Source organism: uncultured Gimesia sp., from assembly GCF_937919775.1.
In the GTDB taxonomy this organism is placed as follows: domain Bacteria; phylum Planctomycetota; class Planctomycetia; order Planctomycetales; family Planctomycetaceae; genus Gimesia.
The window spans coordinates 1-3676 of sequence record NZ_CALFPF010000247.1 but is presented as its reverse complement, the minus strand read 5'-3'; the positions used below and the strand labels follow the sequence as shown (position 1 = coordinate 3676).

At 56.5% G+C, this 3676-nt stretch carries 4 protein-coding genes; all 4 read right to left on the bottom strand.

All coding sequences use genetic code 11. The features are described from left to right. On the bottom strand, positions 1–291 hold a 291-nt coding region (locus Q0294_RS06560), incomplete at its 3' end, for an MFS transporter (RefSeq protein ID WP_299462195.1). A gap of 35 nt (positions 292–326) precedes the next feature. After that, positions 327–1232, bottom strand: coding sequence for a dihydrodipicolinate synthase family protein (locus Q0294_RS06555; protein ID WP_299462192.1), 906 nt, complete (start codon positions 1230–1232; stop codon positions 327–329). A gap of 41 nt (positions 1233–1273) precedes the next feature. Continuing rightward, positions 1274–2665 (bottom strand): alkaline ceramidase, encoded by a 1392-nt coding sequence (locus Q0294_RS06550; RefSeq protein ID WP_299462189.1) that lies wholly within the window; start codon positions 2663–2665, stop codon positions 1274–1276. Between the two features lie 57 nt (positions 2666–2722). Next, positions 2723–3676, bottom strand: a 954-nt coding sequence (locus Q0294_RS06545; protein WP_299462186.1) for an enolase C-terminal domain-like protein, incomplete at its 5' end; no start/stop codon positions are given.

Genomic DNA, 3676 nt, shown 5'->3' with positions numbered 1-3676 from the left:
CGACCACAGGAGGGCAAAAGCGGTCAGAGAGCGCCGTGTTCCCCAGACGTGTCCGATCCAGCCGCTGGGAATCTGCGACAACGCATAGCTCCAGAAGAACGCGCTCATCACCCAGCCCATCTGTGTCAGGCTGATGTCAAGCTCTTCCTGAATCAGTTTCGCAGGCACCGAAATCGCATTCCGGCTGATATAAGCCACAGCCGCCACCAGACACAACAGAGTGATCACCATAAACCGTGCATGGGTCGGCGGCGCCTGTTCGCTCTCAGATCGGATTTCCGATTCAACCACAACAATGTCTCCCCGAAGCTCAGTCCCTGCTTCTGTTACAATGCCTGCAGCAGCAAATCGAATAACCGATCCACTTCCGCTTTTGTTTCCTCATCGAGCGACCACGCGTGCGGCGTGCAGCGCTGTTCTGATTGAAACAGGCTGCGTTTCACTAACAGGTATTTCTCAATCGCCAGAAAACCGTCCAGTCCCGCCTGTAACTGCAACGCCACAATCGCACAGATCGGAAAATAAATCCGGTAAATCGCCGCTTCATCGCCGGCCTGGAGCGCTTTCCACAATGCAATAATCCCATCCAGCAAATCGACTCCCGGCATCGTCCCGCTGATTCCCCGTCGATACGCGTCTACCAGCAGAATTCCCCCCGAACCATCAAAAATCCGCGCCCGACCACCGGTTGCATCACGTAACGCCGACAGATTGGGACCAATCGGCGAGGCCTCCGGCTTGAACAGAATTTTTTCCGGACCATACTGCTCCAGCAGTTTTCGATAAAAGTCAATCGAGATCGCTCGCCCGACATAAGACGAAGCGTCCTGCACAATCAACGGCAGCGAACACTGTTCGGCGAGCGCGGAAAAATAATCCCACAACGCCGATTCGGGCAGCGCCGTCGTCACCGGCGGAATCGCCATCACGGCATCGCAGCCCACCTCTTCGGCGTGACGGGCAAACGCCAGCGCCTGCCGCGTGCTTTCTGCCCCCACACTGGCAATCACAGCGCCGCGACCATCCGAAAGCTCGGACATCAGTCGCGTCAACTCCAGACGTTCTTCATAGGTCAGACGCAACACTTCCGAAACCATCGCGCCACACACACCATCCGAGCCCAACTCATAACACCAGTCGATCTCCCGCGCGAGTGATTCCCGATCAATCGTTTCATCAGCCAGCAACGGCGTATGCAATACCGGCAACACTCCCTGAATCGTTCGCGACATGACGTTGGTCTTTCTGTCCCTTAATAAATGCTCGTTTGTGTCTATGCTTCAATGATCTGCTGAATCGCGCCCGCCATTCCCTCAATCAGAATCTCCAGACTTCCCCGTTCGAACGGCGTCTGCCAGACCTGATACAGATCCAGATCATACAATTCCGCCGGCGTCAGATAACCGGTCGTTCCATTGATCAGATTCAGACAGACAATCGTCCGCTCCGGAAATCGTTTTCTGAGTTCGCGCTGCAGAATCGAATACGCTTCGGAAGGGCTGCCAACCAGAATCGTGTCTCCCATCCGCCAGACCCAGATCGGCAAGTCCAGCGTGGCACCATCGCCAATTCCGCGACGAATATTTCGGCGACGTCGCAGCCGTTCTTCCAGTGCCCGGTCGGTACACGCCTGCCTTTGTTGCTCCAATTCCTCTGCGGTCGGCCAGTCCTTTAAAGGGAGTTCCACTTTCACTTCGATTGCTTTTAACAGTGAACTCGTCTTCGCCGAAACAGGTTTCCACACCGCCAGCGGCGCCCCCGATTCCATCACCCCCTGATACTCCAGACAGGTTCCCGGCGGCTCCAGATCTTCCAGTGTCGCGAGTGCGGCATAAGCCAGTTGACGCCCATGCCGATCCGCAACTTCAGTATCACCCACATACTGATACCGCGGCGACAATTCACCCGAAGCGCCCTGCATGAACAGGGCAGGGACCCCCAGCGTTTCCCGAATCGTATCCCGCATCGCTCCCGGATAATCGGGAGAGATCGCCGTATTTTCCCATGCCAGCGTTGTCGGATGGCAGGCGTAATTCACGATCACCGCTTTCAGTTTTCCTTCCGCATCACTGACCCGCCCCACCACCAGCGTGTCGTCGGCCGGTTCACCCGGATTCCAGCCGCAGACGATCCGCTCCGCCTCGGGAGCAGGATCGGGCAGATCCCGCATCGATGCCAGTTGACAGTGCCCCGTTTTCCATTCCAGCACTGCCGCGGTCACGTTTTTGATCGCTTCACGTACTGCAACGAGGGAAGCCTGATAAACGGTTTCCAGATACGCGGCCAGTGATTCACTCGCCGGCAAATCCGGATCGGGATCGGTCAAAGGGGGCGAAGCGTGTGTATGACTCAGACCGAAAATCAAAGCCGACTCTTCGATCTCCAACTCTTCCAGCAAACGCGACTGAAACCGCCGAAACGTAATCAACGAACGCCACCAGCCCAGGTCAGCATCCAGAAAAATCAACGGCTGCTCTGCACCGGCTGCATACAGTACCAGCGCATTCAAAGTCAGCCGGCGATGAATCGAATCGGCCACGTCATGTTTCGCGGCCCCCCAGTTGCGGGCATAAATCCCGACGGGCGGCGTAATATCCACCGTCGCCACACCGATCTGCCCCTGAAATGCCAACTCTGTTCCCGCCTCTACTGCGCGTTCACTCATAACCATTCCCGTATCAATTAACTGTGAATCTCAGTCCCTGTACGCAGACAAATCGGCTTACCAGTCTCCCACCGCACCATCCCGGTAAAAGACGCGCTGCACGGTTTCCTGTTGAAACGGATGTTTCTTGACTTCTTCTTCATTGATCGAAATTCCCAGCCCCGGCTTCTGATTCGGTTTGACCGTGCGTGTCTTGGGATCAATCACAAAGCCTTCTTCGACCACATCCTCTCGCCAGGGAACATCATCATGCACCGATTCACAGATGATGTAACTGGGTTGAGAAAACCCGAATTCCAGCGAAGCCGCCGTGCTGACCGGTCCCTGGGGATTATGGGGTGCGAGCGAAATTCGATGTGCATCCGCCAGAGCCGCAATCCGGCGTGCTTCAGTGAAACCGCCGCAGTGCGTCAGATCGAGCTGGCAGATCTCACAGCCCCGTTTTTCGAACAGATCGCGGAATGCCGCCAGATGCGTCAGTCGTTCCCCCGTCGCAATCGGCGTCGTCACCGCCGCATTGATCCGTGCCAGGCTGTCAATCGATTCCGGCCAGCAAGGTTCTTCGAAGAAATACAAACCATACGGGTCGAGCGCTTTTGCAAACTGCATCCCCATCGCCGGTGAAGGGCGGGCATGGCAGTCCACCATGATATCAATTTCATCGCCAACCGCTTCCCGCATCGCCGCCACACAATCTTCAGCCGCCTGAATCGGTTTCAAACCTTCAATCGGCATCGTCGGCGGCACCGCCATCGATTTGAACGCGGTGAACCCGTCAGCAACCGCCTGCTGTGCCAGCTCTGCAAACTGCGCCGCGTTATCCGTCGACGTCTGATAAAACGATTCCATATTGCCGCCGCCCAGGTGACAATAGAGTCGTACGTAATCGCGAACCGCACCGCCCCAGAGTTGATGGCAGGGCACCCCGTGAATTTTTCCCAGAATATCCCACAGCGCCAGATCGATACCGGCGATTGCCGTCGAACGAGTCACGCCGCTTCCGTGCCAGAA